Source organism: Actinomadura formosensis, from assembly GCF_050948385.1.
Taxonomy (GTDB): Bacteria; Actinomycetota; Actinomycetes; order Streptosporangiales; family Streptosporangiaceae; genus Spirillospora; species Spirillospora formosensis.
Genome location: NZ_CP192011.1, coordinates 4,582,932 through 4,607,521 on the forward strand (window position 1 = coordinate 4,582,932; position 24,590 = coordinate 4,607,521).

Below are 24,590 nucleotides of genomic sequence, written 5' to 3' on the forward strand. Positions count from 1 at the left end.
CTCCCTTTCATTGGCTGCTGTGCAGCTTGTCGAGTTTGGCGGCCAGGACGGCGCCCATCTCGGCGGCCGGGTCCGGCTCCATGAGCAGGTGGTGGTCGATGTCGATCGGGTAGTCCTCGATCCCGCCCTCGACGAGCGGGCCCCAGTTGGACCGTCCGGTGGGCGAACCGCCGGTGCGGCCCCGCAGCGCGGTGAAGAACACGATGTCGCCGCGGAACCGGCCGGGGCGGTACTCCTCGGCCTGCCGGAGCCCGTTCTCGTAGTTGCGGTAGACGTTGACGAGGTCGTCCTCGCCGAGGGTGGCGAGGGCGTCGTCGCGGTCGGCGAGCACCGCCATGATCTGGGCCATGTTCGGGTTGCCGTCCTCGGCGACCATCGTCGCGTCGATGCCGATGGACTCCAGCAGTTCGGGGAGGACCTCGCGCCGCTCGGATTCGAGGTCCTGGCCGTGGTAGGCGTCGATGAGGGCGAGCAGGCCGACGCGCTCGCCGGCGGCCTGGAGCCGGACGGCCATCTCGTAGGCGACGAGCCCGCCGAGCGACCAGCCTGCGAGGTGGTAGGGGCCGCGCGGGCGGACGGCCCGGATCTGTGCCAGGTAGTCCTCGGCCATCTCCTCGATGGAGCCGGGCAGCTCGGTCCGCGTGAACGCGCGGGCCTGCAGCCCGTAGATCGGCTGGTCGGGGCCGAGGTGCCGCTGGAACTGCAGGTAGCCCCAGGCCAGGCCGCCCGCCGGGTGGACGAAGAAGACCGGCGGGCGGGTACCCGAGGTGCGGATGGGCAGCAGGACCTCGAAGCCGAGCCTGTCTTCGGGGGCGCCGGCCCGGGTCAGCGCCTCGACGGTCTGGTGGGTGAACACGTCGCGCGGGGTGAGCTCGATGCCCGCCCGGCGGGCGCGGGTGACGAGCTTCAGCGCGGCGATGCTGTCGCCGCCGAGGTCGAAGAAGCTGACGTCGGCGCCGACACGGTCGAGGCCGAGGACGTCCGCGACGATCCCGCAGAGCCGCTCCTCGTCGGGTGTGCGGGGGGCGCGTCCCGCGGCGGCCTCGCCGTAGTCGGGCGCGGGCAGGGCGCGCCGGTCGAGCTTGCCGGTCGGGCCGACGGGGAAGGTGTCGAGCCGGACGAACGCGGCGGGCACCATGTACTCGGGCAGCCGGTCCCGGACGAACTCGCGGAGCCCGTCCACCATGCGCTCTTCACCGTGGGGTTCAGAGGGGTCGTCCCCCCTGGCGGACAGGGCCGGTGCGATGACGTAGGCGACGAGGGTCTTGACGCCGGGGGTGTCCTCGCGGGCGATGACGGCGACGTTCGCGACGGCGGGGTGGGCGGCGACGGCGGCCTCGATCTCGCCCAGTTCGATGCGGAACCCGCGGATCTTGACCTGGAAGTCGGCGCGGTCGACGTACTCCAGGTTCCCGTCGGCCCGCCACCGGACCAGGTCGCCGGTCCGGTACATGCGGTCGCCGGGCGCGCCGAACGGGTCGGCGACGTAGCGTTCGGCGGTGAGGGAGGGCCGGCGCAGGTAGCCGCGGCCGAGCCCGGCGCCCGCGATGTACGCTTCGCCGACCACGCCGGGCGGGACGGGCCGCAGCCCCTGGTCGAGCACGTACACGCGCATGTCGTCGATGGGGCGGCCCAGCACGGCGGACGTCTCGGACGGGTCGGCGAGCGGCGCCCGCAGCCCGGTCACGGTGGTGTAGGTGGTGGCCTCGGTCGGCCCGTACACGTTGCCGACCTCGGTGTCCGGGCAGGCGGCGAGGACCTTGCGGATCGCGGCCGGCGAGCCGGCCTCGCCGCCGGTCAGGACCTCGCGCAGGCGCGCGAACGCGTGCGGCCGCTCGTCGGCGACCAGGTTGAACAGGGTGGTGGTGAGGAACAGGCCGGTGAGGTCCTCGGCGGCGATGATCTCTTCGAGCGCCTCGCCGTTCAGGTGGCCGGGCGGCGCGACGACGGCCGTGCCGCCGTGCAGCAGCGGCGTCCAGATCTCGTAGATCGACGCGTCGAACGCGTGCGGCGAGTGGACGAGCACCCGGTCGTGGGCGCCGCCGCGCAGCCGGCCGTCGGTGGCGAGGTCGAGGGCGTCGCGGTGCCGCAGCATGACGCCCTTGGGGACGCCCGTGGAGCCGGAGGTGAACAGCACGCAGGCGAGCTGCTCGGGATGGCAGGGGACGCCGGGGTCGGTGGCGGGCCGGGCGCCGGTCTCCGGGTCGTCGTCCACGACGAGCACCGTCGCGGACGTCTCCAGATCGGCCACGCGGTGCCGCATCGGCGTGTTGACGACGAGCACGGGCGCGTCGACCTCGGCGACCGCCCACGCCATCCGCTCGGCCGGGTAGCTGCGGTGGATGGGCGCGTAGGCCCCGCCCGCCTTGAGGATCGCCAGCGAGGCCACCACGGTGTCGGCGGATCTTTCGAGCAGCACCGCGACCGGGGTGTCCCGCCCGACGCCGAGCCCGATCAGCCGGTGCGCGAGACGGTTCGCCCGCTCGTCCAGCTCGGCGAATGTGATCGGCTTCCCGGCGGCGCGGACGGCGGTGGCGCCGGGGGTTCGGGCCAGCTGTTCGGCGAAGCGGGAGGTGAGGGTCTGCGGGCGGCGGCCGGTCCGCGGGCCCTGCCAGGTCTGGAGGACCCTGGTGCGTTCGTCGTCGTCCAGGACGGCGATGCGGCCGAGCGGCAGGCCGGGGCGGTGGGCGATCGCTTCGAGGATGCGGGTGAGGCGGCGCATCAGGCGCGCCGCGTCGTCCCCGGCGAACAGGTCGGTGCGGTGGTCGATGCGCAGGGACAGGGCACGCCCCGGGACGGCGGCGAACGTCAGCGGGTAGTGGGTGGCGTCGTAGCCGTCGACGGCGTGGAGGGTGAGGCCGCCGAGGTCGGTCCCGGCGGCGTCCGGGTCGAACGGGTAGTTCTCCAGGACGGTCATGGTGTCGAACAGCGTCCCGGCGCCGGTGAGGCGCTGGATGTCGGACAGGCCGAGGTGGTGGTGCTGCATCAGCGCGGCCTGCTCGTCCTGGAGGCGGGTCAGGGCCTCGGCGACGGTGTCGGCGGGCCGGACGCGGGCGCGGATCGGCAGGGTGTTGATGAACAACCCGATCATCTGCTCGACGCCGGCCAGTTCCGGCGGGCGGCCGGACACCGCGGCACCGAACACCACGTCGCTGGAGCCGGTGAGGCGGCCGAGCAGGGTCCCCCAGGCGAGTTGCAGGACGGTGTTGAGGGTGACGCCCTGGGCGCGGGCGCGCGCGCTGAGCGCCGAGGTGAGTTCTTCGGTGAGGCGGGTCCGGACGCGTCCGGGGGCGCCGGTGCCGGGTTCGGGGGCGCCGGGCACGACGAGGGTGGGTTCGTGGACGCCGTCGAGGGAGCGGCGCCAGGCGTCCTCGGCCGCGGAACGGTCCTGGGCGGCGAGCCACGCCAGGTAGTTCTTGTACGGGGTGACGCGCGGCATGCCGCTGTCGTCTCCCTCGGCGAGGTAGAGCGCGAACAGCTCGGTCTGCAGGACGGGCGTGGACCAGCCGTCGAGGAGGATGTGGTGGTTGGTGAACACCATGCGGTGCAGGCCGTCCGCCAGCCTGATGAGCAGGAAGCGCAGCAGCGGCGGCCTGGTCATGTCGAACGGGCGGGCGCGCTCGGCGTCGGCCAGCCGGCGGGCCTGCGCCTCGCGGTCGGCTTCGGGCAGCCCGGACAGGTCCTCGTCCCGCCACGGCAGCCTGACCGTGCGGTGGACGACCTGGACCGGTGACCCCTCCTTGCGTTGCCGGAACCCCGCGCGCAGGTTGGCGTGGCGGCGCAGGAGGGTCGCGGCGGCGGCCTTCAGCGCGTCCACGTCAAGGGGGCCGCGCAGGTCGAACACGATCTGCGCGGTGTAGACGTCGCGGCCCGAGTCGTAGAGGGCGTGGAAGAACAGTCCCTGCTGCAACGGGGACAGCGGGAGGATGTCCTCAAGCTGCGACTTGCTCAATCCAGCTCCCATTCACCGTCGAGCTCGGCGGCGAGCTCGTCGATCTCGTCCTGGCTGACGTCCACCAGGGACAGGTCGGATGGGGTGAACCCGCCGACGGGCCCGCCCCCGGCGCCGGCGGCGACGTGGGCGACGAGGCCGCGCAGCGCGGTGAACCAGCGCTCCGCGAGGTCCTCGATCGCGGCGTCGTCGAACAGCCCGCCCGCCCATGTCCAGGTCGCGGACAGTTCGGGGCCGTCCGGCAGGTCGCGGGTGTGCGCGTTGACCTCGATGGCGTGGACGAGGCCGAGTGCCGCGTCCTGCCCAGGGCCGAGGGCGTCGCCGTCGGCCTGGTCCGCCGGCCCCCAGTCGGTGGCCTCGGGCACGGCGGAGCGGCCGAGGTAGTTGAACCCGATCTGCGGGTGGGCGCGCAGCCGCGCCCCGGCCGCCGGGTTGAGGTAGCGGAGCAGCCCGTACCCGATGCCGTTGTCGGGGATCTCGCGGAGCTGCTCCTTGACCCGCTTGAGCGCGGTGCCGACGGCCTGGCCGCCGTCGCGGACGTCGGCGGGCTCGACCCAGCCGGCGTCCAGGCGGACCGGGTGGATGGAGGTGAACCAGCCGACGGTGCGGGACAGGTCGACGCCGGGGACGATCTCCTCGCGGCCGTGCCCTTCGAGGCCGATGAGGACGGCCGTCTCGTCGGACACGCCGCGTTCACGCCGCCATTCGGCGACGGCGAGCGCGAGGCCGGTGAGCAGGACGTCGTTGGCGCGCCCGTGGAACGCGGCCGGAACCTCGGTGAGGAGGGGCTCGGTGACGCCGGCGGGCAGGTCGAGGGTGAGGTGCCTCGCCGCCCCGAACGTGTCGGCCGCCGGGTCGAGCGGGCGGGAACCGAGCACCGGGTCGGGGGTGGCGAGAACGTCGTCCCACAGCGGCAGCTCGGCCGTGCGGGCCGGATCGGACGCCTCGGCGGCGAGGCGCTGCGCCCAGCGGCGGAACGACGTCGGGACGGGGGCGAGGTCTCCCCCGGCCCAGGCGGTGACCAGGTCGGGCAGCAGGATCCGCCAGGACACGCCGTCCACGACCAGGTGGTGGAGGGTGAGGAGGAGGCGTCCGGACGCGGCGGGGCCCGCGTCGAACCAGACGAGCTGCGCGACCGTCCCGGCGGCCGGGTCGAGGCGAAGCCTGGCCGCCTCCGCCTCCTCGGCGAGGATCGCGCGGAGCGCCTCGGTACCGAGGCCCGTCACGTCCACCCGGCGGACGAGCGCCGCGGCATCGGCCGTGCCGGGTTCGGTGACCTCGAACTCGGTGCCGTCCACGCGGAGGCGGAGCATGTCGTGGTGGTCGAGGACGGTCTGGAACGCCCTGGTCAGGTCGTCGAGGCCGAGGCCCGGCGGGACCTGGAGCAGCATCCGCTGGCTGTAGCCGCGGGCGGGGCCGTTCAGGTCCTGGAACCAGCGCATGATCGGGGTCGCGGGGACGCGGCCGATGCCCGCGCCGGGTGCCTCGGTCTCGGTCTGTTCGCCTTCGCCGACGGGCTTGGCAGTGGCGGCCAACTCCTCGACGGTCTGGTGCTGGAACACCTCCCGGGGCGTGATGACCAGACCCGACTGGCGGGCCCGCGACACCAACTGGATCGCGATGATCGAGTCACCGCCCAGATCGAAGAACCCGTCATCGATCCCCACCCGCTCCAACCCGAGCACCTCGGCGAACAACCGCGCCAGAGTCTCCTCTTCGGAATTGCGCGGCGTGCGCGAGGAAACCTTCGCGGTGAAGTCGGGTGCGGGCAGCGCCTTGCGGTCCAGCTTGCCGTTGCCGGTCAGCGGGAGAGCATCCAGCTCCACGACCACGGCCGGGACCATGTAGTCGGGCAGCGACCGTCCGGCGAAGCGGCGTAGTTCGGCCGGGTCGACGCCATTGGCGGCAATGTAGGCGACAAGCCGCTCGTCCCGGACGATCACAGCGGCGTCCCGGACGGCCTCGTGCCGGACGAGGACCGATTCGATCTCGCCGAGTTCGATCCGGAAGCCGCGCAATTGCACCTGCTGATCGGCACGGCCCAGATACTCCAGACGGCCATCGGCCAGCCACCGCCCGACATCGCCCGTCCGGTACATACGGGTACCGGGCCCACCGTGCGGGTCAGCGACAAACCGCTCGGCCGACAACCCCGGACGGTTCAGATAACCGCGCGCCAATCCGGCACCGGCAACGTACAGTTCGCCGACCACACCGGGCGGGACCGGCTGCAGACGGTCGTCCAGGACATAGACCCGCAGGTCCGGGATATCAACACCGATGACACTGCCGGGCGCGGTCGCCGCATAAGCCCGGTCCAGCGCAAGGTAGGACACATGCACGGTGGTCTCAGTGATCCCGTACATGTTGACCAGCACCGGCGCGTCCTCGTGATGCCGGGAGTACCAGTCCTCCAACCGCCCCAGATCCAGGGCCTCACCACCGAAGACGATGTAACGCAACACCAGATCGGTGCCCGGATGCTCCCTGTCGGCGGCCATCAACTGGTAGAACGCCGACGGGGTCTGGTTGAGGACGGTGACCTTCTCCTTCTCCAGGAGAGCAAGGAAGTCCTGCGGTGACCGCGATGTCAGGTACGGGACGACCACGAGCCGGCCGCCGTACAGCAGCGACCCCCACAGCTCCCACACCGTGAAGTCGAACGCATAAGAGTGGAACAACGTCCACACATCATCCGGGCCGAACCCGAACCACTGCTCGGTAGAACGCAGCAGCCGCACCACGTTCTGGTGCGGAACCACCACACCCTTGGGACGCCCCGTCGAACCCGACGTGTAAATCACATACGCCGGATGAGCAGGGTCGATCACAACACCCAGATCGGTGTCGTCGTACCCCTCGGCATCCAGATCATCCGGGCCGAGGGTCAGAACGGGCTTGGCATCCTGCACCATGTACGCGATCCGGTCTGCCGGATAGTCGGGATCCATCGGCACATACGCCGCACCCGTCTTCAGCACCGCCAGGATCGCCACCACCAGATCGGCCGACCGCGGCAACGCCAAAGCCACGAACTGCTCCGGCCCCACACCCCGCTCCACCAACCACCGCGCCAGACGATTCGCCCTCGCATTGACCTGCGCATACGACCACGACACACCCTCGAACGTGACCGCCGGCGCATCCGGACGAACCGCCACCTGCGCCTCGAACAACGCAGGAATCGTCGTCCGCTCGACGTCGCCGCCCTTACCTCCGGCCCAGCGGCGCAGCAGTGTCCGCCGTTCGCTCCGGTCGAGGATCTCGGCGGCGGTGATGGGCATGTCGGGGTCGGCGACCAGTGCGCGGACGAGCCGCTCGAAGCGGTCCGCGATCGTCCGCGCGGTGCCGGGGTCGAACAGGTCGAGGGCGAATTCGAGCCCGGCTTCGATGCCGCCGGGCGTGCCGTCGTCGCCGTGCCGTTCCTCCAGGTAGAGGGACAGGTCGTACTTGGCCGTACCCGCCGTCAGGGGTTCGGCGCCGCCGGTGAGCCCGTCCAGCTCAAGCCGTGCCTCGGGGTTGTTCTGGAACGACAGGACGACCTGGAACAGCGGATGCCGGGCCATCGACCGCGCCGGGTTCAGTACCTCGACCAGCCGCTCGAACGGGACGTCCTGGTGCGCGTAGGCGGCGAGGTCGGTCTCCCGTACCCGTCCCACCAGTTCCCGGAACGACGGGTCCCCGGACGTGTCGGTCCGCAACACGAGCATGTTGACGAACATCCCGACAAGATCGTCCAGAGCCTCATCGGTACGCCCGGCAATAGGCGAGCCGATCGGCACATCCGTCCCCGCACCCAGCCGGGTCAGCAACGCGGCGAAGGCGGCCTGCATGACCATGAACAGGCTCGCGCCGCTCTCCCGCGCGAGGGTCAGCAGCCCGGCGTGGAGATCGGCGTCCAGTTCGAACGCGTGCGTCCCGCCCCGGTAGGACGCCTCCGCCGGACGCGGCCGGTCGGCCGGCAACACCAACTCCTCCGGCAGCCCGGCCAACGCCTCCCGCCAATACGCGATCTGCCGGGAGATCAGACTGTCCGGATCACCCTCCGAACCGAAGAGCTCCCGCTGCCAGAGCGTGTAGTCGGCGTACTGGACGGGCAACGGCGCCCACTGCGGCGCGTGTCCCTGCGAACGGGCCGCATAGGCGAGGATCACGTCGCGGGCCAGCGGCGCCATCGACCAGCCGTCCACCGCGATGTGGTGCAGGACCAGCATCAGCACGGAGGTGTCGTCGCCGAGCGCGAACAGCCGGGCCCGCAGCGGCGGCTCCACCGACAGGTCGAAGCCGCGCCCGACCTCGGCGGCGAGCGCCGCCGGCAGGGCGGCCTCGCCGGTCTCGGTGATGTCGAGGCGGGGCCGGGCGGCGGCCGGGTCCAGGACGAGTTGCCGGGCGGTGCCCGAGCCGTCCGGGAAGATCGTGCGGAGCGTCTCGTGCCGGGCCACGACGTCGGCGAGCGCGGCGCGCAGCGCCTCCAGGTCGAGGCGGCCGTCGAGGCGCAGCGCGATCGGCATGTTGAACGTCGCGGACGCGCCCTCGAACCGGTTGAGGAACCAGAGCCGCTGCTGCGCGTGCGACAGCGGGATCACGTCGAGTCGCTCGGCCCGTACCAGCGGGGGACGCACGCCGCCCGCCGCGTCGGTGAGGCGCTCGGCGAGGCCCGCGACGGTCGGCGCCTCGAACAGCGCCCGGACGGGCAGTTCGGCGCCCAGCGCGGACCGGATCCTGCTCACCAGCCGGGTCGCGGTGAGCGAGTCGCCGCCGAGGTCGAAGAACCCGTCGTCCACGCCCACCCGCGGCACGCCGAGGACCTCGGCGAACAGACCGCAGAGGATCTCCTCCTGCGGGGAGCGCGGCGCGCGGCCGGCGGCGGAGCCGGCGTCGGGCGCGGGCAGCGCGGCCCGGTCGAGCTTGCCGTTCACGGTGAGCGGCAGCGCGTCGAGGACGGTGAACGCCGGGACCATGTAGTCGGGCAGCCGCTCCGCGGCGTACCGGCGGACGGCCGCGGCATCGATCCCGGGCCCCACCAGGTAGGCGGCGAGACGCTTGCCGCCGGGCCGGTCCTCGTGGACGACCACGGCGGCCCGCGCGACACCGGGGCACCCCGCGAGGACGTTCTCGATCTCGCCGGGCTCCACCCGGAACCCGCGGATCTTGACCTGGTCGTCGGCGCGGCCGAGGTACTCGATCGTCCCGTCCGGGCGCCACCGGGCCAGGTCGCCGGTGCGGTACATGCGGTCGCCGGGCGGGCCGAACGGGTCGGCGACGAACCGTTCGGCGGACAGCCCGGGCCGGTCGAGATACCCGCGGGCGAGTTGCACGCCCGCCAGGTAGAGCTCACCGGGGACACCGGCCGGCACGGGCTGGAGCGCGGTGTCCAGCACGTACGCCCGGAGGTTGCGGTAGGGGCCGCCGATCGACGGCCGCTCGCCGCGCGCGACGACCTGGTTCATCGTGTCGATGGTCGCCTCGGTGGGCCCGTAGAAGTTGCGCGTGGTGAGGCCGGGGATCGCGCGGAGTTCGGCCCACAGGCTCTCGCCGATGGCCTCGCCGCCGAGGAGGAGCTGTGCGGGCCGATGCCGCCCGTCGTCGTCCAGCAGGCCCGCTTCGCGGAGCGAGGCGAAGTGCGACGGGGTGGTGTTCACCAGGTCGATCTGCGCGCGCGCCACGTACTCCGTGTACGCCTCGACGTCGCGGCGGGTGGCGTCGTCGATGAGGTGCAGCTCGTGGCCGTACATCATCCACAGCAGGCCCATCCAGGACGTGTCGAACGAGAACGACGCGAGATGAGCGAACCGCATCCGCCGCCCGCCGGCGGCCTCGACCGCCGGATCGATGAACGCGTCCCGATGCGCCTCGAAGTAGTTGAGCACGCCCACGTGCGGGACGGTCACGCCTTTGGGCCGCCCGGTGGACCCCGACGTGTAGATGACGTACGCGGCGTTCTCCGCCCGCAACGCCCGCACCCGGTCGTCATCGGACGGATCGTGCGATGGCCGCCCGGCCGCGTCCGGGAAGTCGCCGGTCGTGATGGTCAGGGCCGGGCGGGCGTCGTCCAGCATGGAGGCGATGCGCTCGTCCGGGTACTCCGGGTCGATCGGGACATAGGCCGCGCCCGCCTTGAGAACGCCGAGGATCGCCGCCACGATCGCCGGGGTGCGCGGAAGGACGAGCGCCACGCGGTCCTCGGGGCCGATGCCACGCGCGATGAGTTCGTGGGCCAGGCGGTTGGCGCGTTCGTTCAGAGCGGCGTAGGTCAGGTGGGTGTCGCCGCAGACGAGCGCCACATCCGCCGGGGTGCGGGCGGCCTGGGTCTCGAAGAGGGCGGGGAGGGTGCCGGACGGGATCTCGGCGGCGGTGTCGTTCCAGGCCGACAGGGCCGCCCGCTCGGTCTCGCCCGCCAGGTCGACGGCGCCGATGACGCGGCCCGCGTCGTCGGCGAAGACCTCCAGGAAGCGGCGGACACGGGCCAGCAGCGCCTCCACGACCGCGTGTTCGTAGACGTCGGGGCGGTAGTGCAGGCGGAGGGACAGCCTCTCACCGGGGATCGCGACGAACGACAGGGGGAAGTGGGTCGCGTCGTAGGAGTCGGCGGCGGCGATCCGGACGCCGTTGAGGGGGCCGTCCATCGAGGACGGGTCGAACGGGTAGTTCTCCAGCACCGTCATGGTGTCGAACAGCGCGCCGCCGTGGCCCGCCACCCGCTGGATGTCGGTGAGGCCCAGGTGGTGGTGGGCGAGGAGTTCGGTCTGCTCCTCCTGGAGGCGTTCCATGAGGGAGCCGAGCGACTCGTCCGGGCGGTAGCGGACGCGGATCGGCAGCGTGTTGATGAACAGGCCGATCATCTGCTCGACGCCGGGGAGTTCGGGCGGGCGGCCGGAGACGGTCGCGCCGAACACCACGTCGTCCGAGCCGAGGAGGCGGCCGAGGACGAGACCCCAGGCGCCCTGCAGGACGGTGCTCAGCGTGACACCGTGGCGGCGGGCCGCGCGGGTCAGGCGGCGGGTGGTGCGCTCGTCGAGTTCGGTGCTGGTCCGCCGCGGGTGCCGCGGGGCGCGGGTGGCGGCCTCGGGGGCGACGAGGCTGGGTTCGTCCACGCCGTCGAGTGCGCGGCGCCAGGCGTCCTCGGCGGCGGCGCGGTCCTGCCGGGCGAGCCACGCCAGGTAGTTCTTGTACGGGGTGACGCGCGGCATCCCCGTGTCGTGGCCGCCCTGCATGTAGAGCAGGAACAGCTCGGTCGCGAGGATCGGCGTGGACCAGCCGTCCAGCAGGATGTGGTGGTTGGTGAAGATCAGCCGGAACCGTTCGGGCCCCATCCGGACGAGGACGAACCGCAGCAGCGGCGGCGCGGTCATGTCGAAGCCGCGCGCCCGCTCCCGCTCCACGATCGCGTCGGCCTCGGGCCCGGACGCGGTGATCTCCTCCCAGGGCAGCTCGACCGTGCGCGGGATCACCTGGACGGGACGCGACAGGTCCTCGTGCCAGAACGCGGCGCGCAGGTTGGCGTGCCGGCGCAGCAGCGTCCCGGCGGCGATGCGCAGCGCGGCGGCGTCCAGGGGCCCTTCGAGGTCGAGGACGAACTGCGCCGTGTACACGTCGGCGTCGCCGGCGTCGAAAAGGGCGTGGAAGAAGAAACCCTGCTGCAACGGCGACAGCGGCAAGATGTCCTCAAGGTCGCCCCGGTTCACGATTTCTGCCTCCACGCGGTCTGCAGCTTGTCGATCTCGCTCTGGTCCAGCTCCACGAGCAGGTCGGACGGGGTGAAGCCGCCCGCCTCCCCGGCGGCGACGTCGGCGACCAGGGCGCGCAGCGCCGTGAACCAGCCTTCGGCCAGGTCCCGGACGTCGGTGGCCGCCAGCAGGCCGCCCGGCCACGTCCAGGTCGCCGACAGCACGGGCCCGCCGGGCAGGTCGCGGGTGACGGCGTTGATCTCCAGGACGTGCGTCAGCGGCATCGCCGGGTCCTCGCCCGCGGGCAGCTCCTCGGACGCGAGCGTCCAGTCGCCGCCGTCGTCGCCGGGGGCGACCCGGCCGAGATAGTTGAACGCGATCTGCGCGGGCGGCAGCTCGGCCAGCTCCTCGGCGGCCTCCCCGTCCCCGTAGCGGAGGAGGCCGTAGCCGATGCCGCCGTCCGGGACGGCCCGGAGCTGCTCCTTCACCGTCTTGACGGCCGCGCCGCCGGTCACGTTGCCCGCGTCCAGCCGGACGGGGTGGATCGAGGTGAACCAGCCCACGGTCCGGGAGACGTCGGCGCCGGGGACGACGTCCTCGCGTCCGTGGCCCTCAAGGTCGATGAGGACACCGGTGCCCCGCCCGCCCCGGTGCCGGCGCCACTGGGCGACGGCGAGCGCGAGGCCGGTGAGCAGGACGTCGTTCGCCCGCCCGTGGAACGCGGCCGGGACGTCGGTGAGCAGCGGTCCGGTGACGTCGGCGGGCAGGTCGAGGGTGAGGGACCGGGCGCGGGCCGCGATGTCCACCCGCGGGTCGAGCGGACGCTTCGCAAGGTTCTGCGGCGGGCCGTCCACGATGTCGAGCCAGTCCTCCAGCTCGCCGGCGTCCCGCTCGGACGCGGTGAGCTTCTGCGCCCAGCGGCGGAACGACGTCGGGACGGGGGCGAGGTCTCCCCCGGCCCAGGCGGTGACCAGGTCGGGCAGCAGGATCCGCCAGGACACGCCGTCCACGACCAGGTGGTGCAGGACGACGAGGAGACGTCCCTGTTCCTCGCCCGCGTCGAACCAGACGAGCTGCGCGACCGTCCCGGCGGACGGGTCGAGGCGGCCGCGGGCGGCGATGGCCTGCTCGGTGATGACGGACTGCAGCTTGTCCACGTCCAGGCCGGCGACGTCCACGCGGGTGACGAGGCCGGACGCCTCGCACGAGCCGGGCTGCCGGACGACGGGCTGCCAGCGGCCGCCCGCTACGTCCAGCCGGAGCCGCAGGATGTCGTGGTGGTCGAGGAGGGTCTGGAACGCGGCCGTCAGCCGCTCGATGCCGAGGTCCGGCGGGGTGCGCAGCAGCATCGCCTGGTGGAAGCCGCTGATCGGCGACGCGTCCCCGGCCACCCGGTCGCGCAGCCACCCGACGATCGGGGTGACCGGGATCGGACCGACCCCGGCGCCGGGTGCCTCGGTCTCGGTCTGTTCGCCTTCGCCGACGGGCTTGGCAGTGGCGGCCAACTCCTCGACGGTCTGGTGCTGGAACACCTCCCGGGGCGTGATGACCAGACCCGACTGGCGGGCCCGCGACACCAACTGGATCGCGATGATCGAGTCACCGCCCAGATCAAAGAACCCGTCATCGATCCCCACCCGCTCCAACCCGAGCACCTCGGCGAACAACCGCGCCAGAGTCTCCTCTTCGGAATTGCGCGGCGTGCGCGAGGAAACCTTCGCGGTGAAGTCCGGCGCCGGGAGCACCTTTCGATCCAGCTTGCCGTTGGAGGTCAGCGGCAGCACGTCCAGCTCCACGACCACGGCCGGAACCATGTAGTCGGGCAGATCCTTGCCGACGAAACGCCGCAGCTCGGACGAATCAACATCGGACCCGACGACGTAGGCGACAAGCCGCTCGTCCCGGACGATCACGGCGGCGTCCCTGACGGCCTCATGCTTGGTGAGGGCGGCCTGGATCTCGCCGAGTTCGATCCGGAAGCCACGCAACTGCACCTGCTGATCGGCACGGCCCAGATACTCCAGACGGCCATCGGCCAGCCACCGCCCGACATCGCCCGTCCGATACATACGGGTACCGGGCCCACCGTGCGGGTCAGCGACAAACCGCTCGGCCGACAACCCCGGACGGTTCAGATAACCGCGCGCCAACCCCGCCCCCGCCACATACAACTCGCCCACGACGCCGGGCGGGACGGGCTGGAGACGGTCGTCCAGGACATAGACCCGCAGGTCCGGGATACCAACACCGATGACGCTGCCGGGCGCGGTCGCCGCATAAGCCCGGTCCAGCGCAAGGTAGGACACATGCACGGTGGTCTCAGTGATCCCGTACATGTTGACCAGCGTCGGCGCGTCCTCGCGATGCCGGGAGTACCAGTCCTCCAACCGCCCCAGATCCAGAGCCTCACCACCGAAGACGATGTAACGCAACGCCAGATCGGTGCCCGGATGCTCCCTGTCGGCCGCCATCAACTGGTAGAACGCCGACGGGGTCTGGTTGAGGACGGTGACCTTCTCCTTCTCCAGGAGAGCAAGGAAGTCCTGCGGTGACCGCGATGTCAGGTACGGGACGACCACGAGCCGGCCGCCGTACAGCAGCGAACCCCACAACTCCCACACCGTGAAATCGAACGCATAAGAGTGGAACAACGTCCACACATCATCCGGCCCGAAACCGAACCACTGCTCGGTGCACCCCAGCAGCCGCACCACGTTCTGATGCGGAACCACCACACCCTTGGGACGCCCCGTCGAACCCGACGTGTAAATCACATACGCCGGATGAGCAGGGTCGATCACAACACCCAGATCGGTGTCGTCGTACCCCTCGGCATCCAGATCATCCGGGCCGAGGGTCAGAACGGGCCTGGCATCCTCCACCATGTACGCGATCCGGTCTGCCGGATAGTCGGGATCCATCGGCACATACGCCGCACCCGCCTTCAACACCGCCAGGATCGCCACCACCAGATCGGCCGACCGCGGCAACGCCAAAGCCACGAACTGCTCCGGCCCCACACCCCGCTCCACCAACCACCGCGCCAGACGATTCGCCCTCGCATTGACCTGCGCATACGACCACGACACACCCTCGAACGTGACCGCCGGCGCATCCGGACGAACCGCCACCTGCGCCTCGAACAACGCAGGAATCGTGGCCCGGTCCACCGGGGCCGCGTCTTCCCCCGCCCACTCGCCGAGGATCAGCGACCGCTCCTGCGCGGACAGGACCTCGGCGGCGCCGATGGGCGCGTCCGGGTCGGCGAGCAGCGCGGACAGGTACCGCTCGAACCGTTCGACGAGCCGCCGCGCGGTGGCCGGGTCGTACAGGTCGAGCGCGTACTCCAGTTCGCCGTCGAGCCCGTCCTCCCGCTCGGTGAGGATCATCAGCAGGTCGAACCGGGACACCCCGGCGGTCAGCGGTTCCAGCTCGGCGCTGAAGCCGGGCATCTCAAGCCGTGCCTCGGGGTTGTTCTGGAACGTCAGCCCGACCTGGAACAGCGGGTGCCGGGCCAGGTGGCGCGGCGGGTTCAGTACCTCGACGAGCCGCTCGAACGGGACGTCCTGATGGGCGTAGGCGGCGAGGTCGGTCTCCCGCACCCGTCCCACCAGTTCCCGGAACGACGGGTCCCCGGAGGTGTCGGTCCGGAAGACGAGCATGTTGACGAACATCCCGACAAGATCGTCCAGAGCCTCATCGGTACGCCCGGCAATGGGCGAGCCGATCGGCACATCCGTCCCCGCACCCAGCCGGGTCAGCAGGGCGGCGAAGGCGGCCTGCGCGACCATGAACGGGCTGGCGCCGGTCTCCCGCGCGAGGGCCAGCAGCCCGGCGTGGAGATCGGCGTCCAGTTCGAACGCGTGCGTCCCGCCCCGGTAGGACGCCTCCGCCGGACGCGGCCGGTCGGCCGGCAACACCAACTCCTCCGGCAGCCCGGCCAACGCCTCCCGCCAATACGCGATCTGCCGGGAGATCAGACTGTCCGGATCACCCTCCGAACCGAAGAGCTCACGCTGCCAGAGCGTGTAGTCGGCGTACTGGACCGGCAACGGCGCCCACTGCGGGGCCGTGCCCCCGGCCCGCGCCGCGTAGGCGGTGATGAAGTCGCGGGCGAGCGGGGCCATCGACCAGCCGTCGCCGCCGACATGGTGCATGAGCAGCAGCGCCACATGCTCCTCCGGCCCGACCCGGAACAGGTGGGTGCGCAGCGGCGGCTCGGCGGTGATGTCGAAGGCGTACCCGGCGGCCATGGCGAGCCGTGTCGGCAGCTCCGCCTCGGTCGTCTCGGTGACCTCCAGCTCGGGCCGGGCGGCGGCCGGGTCGAGGACGAGCTGGCGCGGCGCTCCCCCGGCGTCCGGCAGGATCGTGCGGAGCGTCTCGTGCCGTTCCACCAGGTCGCCGACGGCGGCGCGGAGCGCGGCCACGTCCAGGGGGCCGCGGATGCGCAGCGCGGCCGGCATGTTGTAGGTGGCCGACGGTCCCTCGAACCGGCTGAGGAACCAGAGCCGCTGCTGCGCGTGCGACGGCGGGATCACCTCCGGCCGCTCACGTGGCCCCAGCGCCGGTCGTCCGGGCCGGGCGCCGCCGCCGAGCAGCGCGGCGAGACCCGCGACGGTCGGCGCCTCGAACAGCGCCCGGACGGGCAGCTCCACGTTCAGCGCGCGGCGCACGCGGCTGACGACCCGCATCGCGATGAGGGAGTTGCCGCCGAGCGCGAAGAAGTCGTCGTCGGCGCCGACCCGGTCCACGCCGAGCAGTTCGGCGAAGACGGCGGCGACGCTCTCCTCGGTCTCCCCGGCCGGGGCCCGGTACGCGGTCGCCGGGACGATCGTCAGTTCCGGCTTCGGCAGCGCCTTGACATCGACCTTGCCGTTCGGGGTGAGCGGCATCTCGTCCAGGACGACGACGGCGGCGGGCACCATCGACTCGGGCAGGCTCTCCCGGACGTGGGCGCGCAGCTCCACCGGGTCGAGCGTCTGGCCGGGCGCGGCGACGACGTAGGCGACGAGCCGCTTCTCCGCCGGTCCCTCCTCGGGGACGGCGACGCCCGGCAGGTCGAGACCCTCCACGGTGACGGCGCCGCCCGACGCGACCGCGGCGTCGAGCGTCCGCCGGAACCAGCCGGCGAGCCGCTCGGCGGTGTCCCGGTCGAACAGGTCGAGGGCGTATTCGAGGGTCCCCGCGAACGCGCCGGAGCCGTCGCGGGCTTCCTCCAGCAGGAACTCCAGGTCGAACTTGGCGACTCCGGCGTCCACCGGCTCGACGGCGACGTGCAGGCCGGGCAGCTCGACCGACGCCTCCGGGTTGTTCTGCAGCGTCAGCATGACCTGGAACAGCGGGTGCCGGGCCAGCGACCGCGCCGGGTTCAGCACCTCGACGAGCCGCTCGAACGGGACGTCCTGGTGGGCGTAGGCGGCGAGGTCGGTCTCCCGGACGCGGGCGAGCAGCTCCGCGAACGTCGGGTCGCCGGAGGTGTCGGTCCGCAGCACGAGCGTGTTCACGAACACGCCGACGAGATCGTCCAGGGCCTCGTCGGTGCGGCCCGCGACCGGCGAGCCGATCGGCACGTCCGTCCCGGCGCCGAGCCGGGTCAGCAGCGCGGCGAGCGCCGCCTGCAGCACCATGAACATGCTGACCTGGTGGTCGCGGGCGAGTGTCCGCAGCCCGTCCGCCAGTTCCGCCGGGACCTCGAAGGCGACCTGGCCGCCCCGGTGGGAGGCGCGGTCCGGGCGCGGGCGGTCGTGCGGCAGCCGGATCTGGTCGGGCAGCCCGGCGAGCGCGTCCTTCCAGTAGGCGATCTGGCGGGCGGCGAGGCTGCCCGGGTCGTTCTCGTCGCCGAGCAGCTCACGCTGCCAGAGCGCGTAGTCGGCGTACTGCACGCCGAGCGGCGCCCACTCGGGGGCGGCGCCGGCGCGGCGGGCCAGGTAGGCGGTGATCACGTCGCGGGCGAGCGGCGCCATCGACCAGCCGTCCCCGGCGATGTGGTGCAGGACGATGAGGAGCAGGTGCTCGTCCTCGCCGAGCCGGTAGAGGTGGGCGCGGACCGGCAGCTCGTTCGCCAGGTCGAAGCCGCGGGTGGCGTCCGCGAACAGCGCGCCGTGCAGGTCGGCGGGCGCGGTGACGGTGAGCCGCGGGTCGGCCTCGTCCGGGGCGAGGATCACCTGGTGCGGCTCGCCGTCGGCGTCGGCGAACAGCGTCCGCAGCGACTCGTGCCGGGCGGCGACGTCGCGGAGCGCGTCCCGCATCGCGCCGGGGTCGACCGCGCCGGTGAGCCGCAGCGGGATCGGCATGTTGTAGGTGGCGGTGAGCCCTTCCAGCCGGTTCAGGAACCAGAGCCGCTCCTGCGCGTGGGAGACCGGCAGCGGGACGGGCCGCTCCACCGGGCGCAGCGCGGGCCGCGCCGCACCGGCCGCCGACGCGAGGTGCGCGGCGAGGCCCGCGACCGTCGGGGTCTCGAACAGCGCCCGGACGGGCAGTTCCACGTTCAGCGCGGCGCGGGCGCGGGCGACGACGCGGGTCGCCTTCAGCGAGTCGCCGCCGTGGTCGAAGAAGTTGTCGTCGATGCCGACCCGGTCCAGGCCGAGGACGTCGGCGAAGATCCCGCAGAGGATCTCCTCGCGGGCGTCGCGCGGGCCGCGCGCGGTGAGGTCGGCGGTGAAGTCGGGCGCGGGCAGCGCGGCCCGGTCGAGCTTGCCGTTCGGGTTCAGCGGCATCGCGTCCAGCACGACGACCGCGGACGGCACCATGTAGTCCGGCAGCGTTCTCCCGACGAACGCGCGCAGCTCCGCCGGGTCGGTCCCACCGCTCCCGGGCGCGCCAACGACGTAGGCGGCGAGGACGGTGTCGCCCGCGTTGTCGCGGCGGGCCACGACGACGCTCTGCGTGACCGCCGGGTGCGCCGACAGGGCCGTCTCGATCTCACCCAGCTCGATCCGGAAACCGCGCACCTTCACCTGATGGTCGAGACGGCCGAGATACTCGATCTGACCCCGGCCGTTCCAGCGGACAAGGTCCCCCGTCCGGTACATCCGCTCGCCCGGCTTCCCGAACGGGCAGGCGACGAACCGCTCAGCGCTCAACCCGGGACGCCCCAGGTAACCGCGCGCCAAGCCGTCACCCGCCAGATACAGCTCACCCGGAACCCCGGCCGGAACGGGCCTGAGCGCCGCATCCAGAACATAGGTGCGGGTGTTGGCGACGGGACCGCCGATCGGGGCATGGCCGGCGGCGTTGCCGTCATCGAACCAGGCCGTCGCATAAACGGTCGCCTCGGTCGGACCGTAGATGTTGGAGACGCGGGCGTCCGGCAGCAGCGCCCGGAGGTCCCGGACGAGCTGCGGCGGCAGCGCCTCCCCCGCGAGCACCACGTCCCCCGCCCCCAGCCGGATCTGGGAGGACGACCCCCCAGGCCCCCCGGCGGCGGCATCGGGGAGCCCGCCCCGCGCGAGCAGCGCCGACACCGCCGAGGGGACGCCGGAGATCAGCGTGCCGTGCCAGCCTCCGCGCTCGGCCACCTCCAGCAGGTCGCGGACGACCTCGATGTGACCACCGACCGTCAACGGCGTCAGCCACTCGAACACCGACACATCGAAGTTCAACGACGTGGAGAACAGAACACGGGCGAGACGTCCGGGCCCGAAATCCTCCTCCGCCCACGCGCACAGGTCGACGGCATTGGCGTGCGAGACGACGACACCCTTCGGCCGCCCCGTCGAACCCGAGGTGTAGATGACGTACGCCGGGTTCGCGGGGCGCAGCGGGCGGACGCGTCCGGCGTCGGTGACGTCGTCGCCGCAGAGCCCGTCGAGGGACAGTGCGTCGAGTTCGACGCGGGGCGTCCCGCCGGGCAGGTCCGCGGCCCGGGTCGTGATGACGCAGGCGGGGGCGGCGTCCTCCAGCATGTAGGCGATGCGGTCGGCCGGGTACGCCAGGTCGACCGGCTGGTAGGCGGCGCCCGCCTTGAGGACGGCCAGCGCCGCCACGATCAGATCGGCGTCCCGCGGCAGCGCGAGGGCGACGAAGTCCTCGGCGCCGACGCCGAGCCCGATCAGGTGGCGGGCGAGCCGGTTCGCGCGGGCGTTCAGCTCGGCGTAGCCGAGCCGGGTCTCCCCCGCGATGACGGCGGTCGCGTCCGGGGTGCGGGCGGACTGCGCCTCGAACAGCTCGGGGACGACGGCGGGCGCGACCGGCAGGCCGGTGTCGTTCCAGCGGTTCAGGAGGGTGTCGCGTTCGGCGCCGTCCAGCAGGTCGACGGCGCTGAGCGGCAGGGACGGGTCGGCGGCGACCCGGGTCAGCAGCCGCTCCAGGCGCGCCGCCATCGACGCGGCCGTCTCCGGGTCGAACAGGTCGAGCGCGTACTCCAACCGGCAGTCGATCCCGGCCGGGTCGCCGTCGGCGTCGCGCGTCTCGTCCACCAGGAGGGCGAGGTCGAAGCGGGACACGCCCGGGTCGACCGGTTCCAGGGCGACCGTCAGGCCGGGCAGCTCGACCCGCGCGGACGGGTTGTTCTGCATCGAGATCATCACCTGGAACAGCGGGTGCCGCGCCAGCGACCGCGCCGGGTTCAGCACCTCGACGAGCCGCTCGAACGGGACGTCCTGGTGGGCGTAGGCGGCGAGGTCGGCCTCGCGGACGCGGGCGAGCAGCTCCGCGAACGTCGGGTCGCCGGAGGTGTCGGTCCGCAGCACGAGCGTGTTCACGAACACGCCGACGAGATCGTCCAGGGCCTCGTCGGTGCGGCCCGCGACCGGCGAACCGATCGGCACGTCCGTCCCGGCGCCGAGCCGGGTGAACAGGCCGGCGAGCGCCGCCTGCAGCACCATGAACAGGCTGGCGCGGTGGTCGCGGGCCAGCGCGGTGAGCGCGGCGTGCAGTTCGGGCGGCAGCGTGAACGGGTGCTGCGCGCCCCGGTAGGTGGCGCGGGGCGGGCGCGGCCGGTCGGACGGCAGTGCCAGCTCCTCCGGCAGCCCGGCGAGGGCGTCCTTCCAGTGCGCGATCTGCCGGCCCATGACGCTGCCCGGGTCGGCCTCGTCGCCGAGGACCTCGCGCTGCCAGATCGCGTAGTCGGCGTACTGGACGGGCAGCGGCGCCCACCCCGGCTCCGCGCCCGCGGCGCGGGCGGCGTAGGCGGTGATGAGGTCGGTGGCGAGCGGCTCCATCGACCAGCCGTCCCCGGCGATGTGGTGCATCACCAGCAGGAGCAGATGGTCGTCCTCGGCGATGCGGAAGACGTGCGCGCGGACGGGCGGCTCGGCGGCCAGATCGAACCCGCGCGTCGCGGCCTCGAACACCGCCGCCTGGAGCCCGTCCGGGCCGCGGTGCCCCTGTGCGGAGGCGGCCTCCCCCGCCCCCCGCAGAGGGGTGCAATCGATGATCTCCGGCTCGGCCCGGGCCTCCTCCGGTGCGAGGACGCGCTGGTAGGGCTCGCCTTCCACCTGCACGAACACGGTCCGGAGCGCTTCGTGGCGCGTCATCATGTCGCGCATCGCGGCGCGGACCGCATCCAGGTCGAGCGCACCGGTCAGCCGCAGCGGGATCGGGATGTGGTAGGTCGCGGCCGCGTCCCCGGCTCCGAGCCCTTCGAGGTCGTGGATGAACCACAGGCGCCGCTGCGCGTACGAGACGGGCACGAGGCCGGGGCGCTCGGCCGGGACGAGCTTCGGCCTGGGCTCCCCGTCCGGTTCACCGAGCACGGCGGCGAGCGCGGCGACGGTCGGCGCCTCGAACAGGGCGCGGACGGCCAGCTCGGTGTCCAGCGCGGCACGGGCCCGCGACACCACGCGGGTCGCCTTCAGCGAGTCGCCGCCGTGGTCGAAGAAGTTGTCGTCGATGCCGACCCGGTCCAGGCCGAGGACGTCGGCGAAGATCCCGCAGAGGATCTCCTCGCGGGCGTCGCGCGGGCCGCGCGCGGTGAGGTCGGCGGTGAAGTCGGGCGCGGGCAGCGCGGCCCGGTCGAGCTTGCCGTTCGGGTTCAGCGGCATCGCGTCCAGCACGACGATCGCGGACGGCACCATGTACTCCGGCAGGACCGCCGCGACCGACCGTTTGAGGTCGGCGGTGTCGACGCCTCCGGAGACGACGTAGGCGGCGAGGACGGTGTCGCCCGCGTTGTCGCGGCGGGCCACGACGACGCTCTGCGTGACCGCCGGATGCGCCGACAGGGCCGTCTCGATCTCGCCCAGCTCGATCCGGAAACCGCGCACCTTCACCTGATGGTCGAGACGGCCGAGATACTCGATCTGACCCCGGCCGTTCCAGCGGACAAGGTCCCCCGTCCGGTACATCCGCTCGCCCGGCTTCCCGAACGGACAGGCGACGAACCGCTCAGCGCTCAACCCGGGACGCCCCAGGTAACCGCGCGCCAAGCCGTCACCCGCCAGATACAGCTCACCCGGAACCCCGGCCGGAACGGGCCTGAGCGCCGCATCCAGAACATAGGTGCGGGTGTTGGCGACGGGACCGCCGATCGGGGCGTGACCGGCGGCGTTGCCGTCGTCGAACCAGGCCGTCGCATAAACGGTCGCCTCGGTCGGACCGTAGATGTTGGAGACGCGGGCGTCCGGGAGGAGGGCGCGCAGATCCTGGACGAGCCGGGCCGGGAGCGCCTCACCGGCCAGCACGATGTCGCCCGTTTTCAGGTCGAGTCCCCGCCGGGGGGACGGCCCCCCGGTCGCGAGCAGCGCCGACATCGCGGACGGGACCCCGGAGACGAGCGTGCCGTGCCAGCCGCCGCGCTCGGCCACCTCCAGCAGGTCGCGGACGACCTCGATGTGACCGCCGACCGTCAACGGCGTCAGCCACTCGAACACCGACACATCGAAGTTCAGCGACGTGGAGAACAGAACACGAGCGAGACGTCCGGGCCCGAACTCCTCCTTCGCCCACGCGCACAGGTCGACGGCATTGGCGTGCGAGACGACGACACCCTTCGGCCGCCCCGTCGAACCCGAGGTGTAGATGACGTACGCCGCGTTGCCCGGACGGAGGGGCCGCACGCGGTCCTCGTCGGCGGGGGCGGTGGCGGGCACGCCGTCCAGGTCGAGGCCGTCCAGCAGGACGCGGGGGGTCGTCCCGGGCAGGTCGGCGCCGGACGTCGTGATGACGCAGGCCGGGGACGCGTCGTCCAGCATGAACGCGATGCGGTCGGCCGGGTACGCCAGGTCGACCGGCTGGTAGGCGGCGCCCGCCTTCAGCACCGCGAGGGCCGCGACGATCAGGTCCGTGTTCCGCGGGAGGGCGAGGGCGACGAAGTCCTCGGCGCCGACCCCGAGCCCGATCAGGTGGCGGGCGAGGCGGCTGGCGCGCTCGTCCAGCTCCCGGTAGGTGAGCGTGACGCCGTCGTGGGTGACGGCGGGGGCGTCCGGGGTGCGGGCCGCCTGCGCCTCGAACAGGTCGGGGACGACGGCCGGCTCGACGGGCAGCACCGTGTCGTTCCACTCGTCCAGCACGCGGGACCGCTCGGCGTCGTCCAGCAACTCGACCTCGCGGAGCGGCGTGGCCGGGTCGGCGTCGCCGAGCGCCTGTAGGAACCGGACGTAACGGTCCAGATGCGTGTCGACCTGGTCCTCGGTGTAGAGGTCCGGGTGCGCCTCGAAGTCGACGCGCATGCCGGTGCCGTCGAAGTTGTCGTAGATGTTGACCGACAGGTCGTCGATCGGCCCGGTCGTGATCGCGTGCATCCGCGCCGGCAGGCCCGCGAAGTCGAGCCGGTAGTCGTAGGCCATGATGTTGATGACCGGCCCGTACAGCCGGCGGCGCTCGCCCAGCAGCTTCAGGTCGCGCAGCAGGTCCTCGCGCCGGTAGCGCTGGTGGCGCAGCGCCCGCGCGCTCGCCCGGGTCGCCGCGCGGACCAGCCCGTCCACCGTCATGTCCGGGCGGACCCGCACCCGCAGCGGCAGGATCGTCGCGAGCATCGCCGGGGTGCCCAGCGCGACCTGCGTCGTACGGCCGCTGACGGCGAGGCCGAGGATGACGTCCTCGGTGCCCGTCATCCGCGCCACGTACGCGGCGGTCGCGGCGATCGCGAGGCCCGGTGTCGCGGTGCGCAGCCGGCGGGCCCCGGCGGCCAGCTCGGCGGTCCGGCCGGGCGGGATGACGGTGATCCGGCTCAGGTAGTCGGCGGTCGGCTCGGCCATCTCCTCCGACAGCGACACCGCGACCGGCCGGTCGGCGAACCGTTCCGTCCAGTAGGCGCGGTCGCGGTCGAACTTCTCCGACGCCCGGTACGCCGCCTCCTCGGCGAGGACCCTGCGGTAGTCGCCCAGTTCCGCCGGCACGTACTCGCCGCCGTTCGCCAGCGAGGTGTAGACCTCCGCGGCGCGGCGGCTGATCAGCGAGCCGCTGATGGCGTCCTGGATCACGTGGTGCGCACGGATGAACCACCGGTGCAGGTCCGGGGAGAGCCGCAGCAGGGCCGTCATGAACAGCCGCTCGGCGTCCAGCGGCAGCGGCGCCGCCATCCGCTCCCGCATCCACGCCCGCGCGGCGGCGTCCGGGTCGGGCTCCCCGGACAGGTCCACAAGCGGGATCGACACGCTCGCGTCCGGGTCGAGGACCTGGTGCGGGACACCGTCCAGCTCGGTCAGCCGGGCGTTCATCGCGAGCACCTCGTGCGCGCCGATCCGCGCCACCCGGTCGAACAGCTCGTGGTCGAGCGGTCCCTCGATCTCGATGTACTGCGCGATGTGGATCGGCGTTTCGGGCGCCAGCTGCTGCGCGTACCAGACGCTCTGCTGAGCGGCCGAAAGAGGAACGAACTCGGTGGACATCAAGCGGCACTTTCCCGGTCGAAGAGGGTTTTCTTTACGCCCGGCATCGGAACCGGCGAGGCGCCGGCGGGCGGAAAATCAAAGAGAGTGACCACAGAACTGATCGGGCTTTCCCCGTCCCCTTTCACCCCGAGTCTCCACGGGGAACGCGACCGGCCCGCGATATCCCGGAGTCAACGCCCCGTGCCCTCACCCATGCAG

General features: G+C 72.6%; 3 protein-coding genes. All 3 read right to left on the reverse strand.

Features of this window, described 5'->3' with window-relative positions:
* Positions 1 to 7: 7 nt before the first annotated feature.
* Genes ACQP1N_RS21770 through ACQP1N_RS21780 form a run of 3 tightly spaced genes read right to left on the reverse strand, consistent with a single transcriptional unit; the run spans position 8 to position 24,389 of the window.
* Positions 8 to 3,952, reverse strand: coding sequence for an amino acid adenylation domain-containing protein (locus ACQP1N_RS21770; RefSeq protein ID WP_242609049.1), 3,945 nt, complete (start codon positions 3,950 to 3,952; stop codon positions 8 to 10).
* Positions 3,949 to 11,652, reverse strand: a complete 7,704-nt coding sequence (locus tag ACQP1N_RS21775; RefSeq protein WP_433226293.1) for an amino acid adenylation domain-containing protein — start codon at positions 11,650 to 11,652, stop codon at positions 3,949 to 3,951. The genes ACQP1N_RS21770 and ACQP1N_RS21775 overlap by 4 nt, the downstream gene beginning before the upstream one ends.
* Entirely contained in the window at positions 11,634 to 24,389 is a 12,756-nt protein-coding gene (locus ACQP1N_RS21780) for an amino acid adenylation domain-containing protein (protein ID WP_433226295.1), read from the reverse strand. The genes ACQP1N_RS21775 and ACQP1N_RS21780 overlap by 19 nt, the downstream gene beginning before the upstream one ends.
* Positions 24,390 to 24,590: the final 201 nt, after the last annotated feature.

Excerpts from the sequence above, each read along its gene's own strand:
- ACQP1N_RS21780 (WP_433226295.1), bottom strand. The coding sequence starts at position 24,389 with ATGTCCACCGAGTTCGTTCCTCTTTCGGCCGCTCAGCAGAGCGTCTGG.